This window comes from Candidatus Termitispirillum reticulitermitis (genome assembly GCF_054655775.1).
On sequence record NZ_BAAIHG010000119.1, the window covers coordinates 1 to 2,004 of the forward strand.

The following is a 2,004-nucleotide window of genomic DNA, read 5'->3' on the forward strand; positions in this document are numbered from 1 at the left end:
CTGCTACCGGTTATTATGGCGGTGCTATCCTTAATGCTGGCACATTTACATTAAGTGGCAACGGCGCAAGCTTTGCAGGAAACACTGCTACCGGTTATTATGGCGGTGCTATCCTTAACTCTGGCTCTGGCACGTTTGAATTAAGTGGCAACGGCACAAGCTTTGTGGAGAACACTGTTTCTGGTTTTGGCGGTGCTATCTCTAATGGTGCTGTTCAAGGTGGCGCCACATTTACATTAAGTGGCGACAACACGAGTTTTGTGGGGAACACTGCTGGTGGTTATGGCGGTGCTATCTCTAATGGTACTGGTCAAGGTGTCAACACATTTACATTAAGTGGCGACAACACGAGCTTTGAGAGGAACACTGCTACTAGTAATGGCGGTGCTATCTATAATAGGAGCACATTTACGTTAAGCGGTGATGGCGCAAGTTTTTACAATAACACTGCTGATGCTACTGGCGGTGCTATCTTTAATACTGTTGGCACATTTACATTAAGTGGCTATGGCGCAAGCTTTGTGGGGAACACTGCTAGTACTAATGGCGGTGCTATCAGTAATGGTGGCGCATTTACATTAAGTGGCAACGGCACAAGCTTTGCAGGGAACACTGCTACTGTTGGCGGTGCTATCAATAATGGTGGCACGTTTGAATTAAGCGGCGACAACGCGAGCTTTACGGGGAACACTGCTAATGGTAGTCGTGGCGGTGCTATTTATAGTGGTGGAACATTTACATTAAGTGGCGACAATGCAAGTTTTACAGGGAACACTGCTACTAGTGGTGGCGGTGCTATTTATAGTACTGGCACATTTACATTAAGTGGCAACGGTGCAAGCTTTGAGGGGAACACTGCTAATGATGGTGGTGCTATTTATAATGCTGGCACATTTACATTAAGTGGCAACGGCGCAAGTTTTGCGGGGAACACTAGTGGTGCTATTTATAATACTAGCACGTTTACGCTAGGTGCGGGAGCAACTTTTAGCAACAACAGGGTTGAGACTGGGCTTGGCGGTGCTATTTATAATGCTACTACTGGTACGTTTACGCTAGGTGCGGGGGCAACTTTTAGCAATAACGTGGCTGGGAATGGGCTTGGTGGTGCTATTTTTAACGCGGGCAACTTTAACATAGACACTGGGACGACATCGGTTGACTTTTTAACGGCGAGCGATAGCATATTTAATGCTGGAAAGATGAGCTTTCTGGGGACAGGCACCGTTAATGCGGGTTCTACATCCTTAACGTCAACAATATCATTATTCCCCAACACGTTATTTTTAGGCAGAGCGAATCTTATTTTTGATAATGTATCGCTGAGCGATACGTCTATTTCTGCGACGGTTTGGGATGATGACGGGGTGATAAGGGTAGGGAACATATCAGCTAACCAATTTAATATTGTTAATAACGGCAATAAGAAGTTAAGGGTAATAGTAGATGCGCCGAGCACTCTGGCTGGTGGTGGTGCTACTGTTGTGAATATCTTTAGTGATGCGGATGGTGGTGCAGGTGGCTGGGATGCTTATCAGCAAGCGGGACGTATTGATAACAATCTTCTGTATGATATAACTGCTACGGGTTCGGATGGTTCTTATAGTGTATCAGCGAAGACAAGCGGCTTACCTGATGCGGCGAGTAGTGGCTGGTTGCAGGGTGGTTTTGCCGCTGGTTCTATGGGTAGCATTATATCAGAGCAGATTTATAGATTAGTTCAGTATGATGACACGTATGGTACGGGGGAACAAGCAATAAATGCCTTAGGTGGTACCGCTATTTCTAGCACCATAGCTGAAACTATGCAGACTACTATAGGTGGGATATTTGGTAGCATATCTAGTGGTTTGGGGAGTGGTGATTTCACTGGTTCGTTAGGGACGTTAGGTTCTGACAAGGCTAACGGGATAATTCCTGCGTCTTATAGTTCATTTATTGAGCCTCGTTATGAGCGTCGTAGCAGTTCTGTTTGGGTAGCGAGTAATATAAAGGGAGTTAAGA

Annotated in this window: 1 protein-coding gene; it reads left to right on the top strand. The window is 45.7% G+C overall.

Annotation, left to right across the window (positions count from 1 at the left end; genetic code table 11):
* A partial coding sequence (locus AC1MDJ_RS07600) for a beta strand repeat-containing protein (RefSeq protein ID WP_479690320.1) occupies positions 1 to 2,004 on the top strand: 2,004 nt, incomplete at both ends.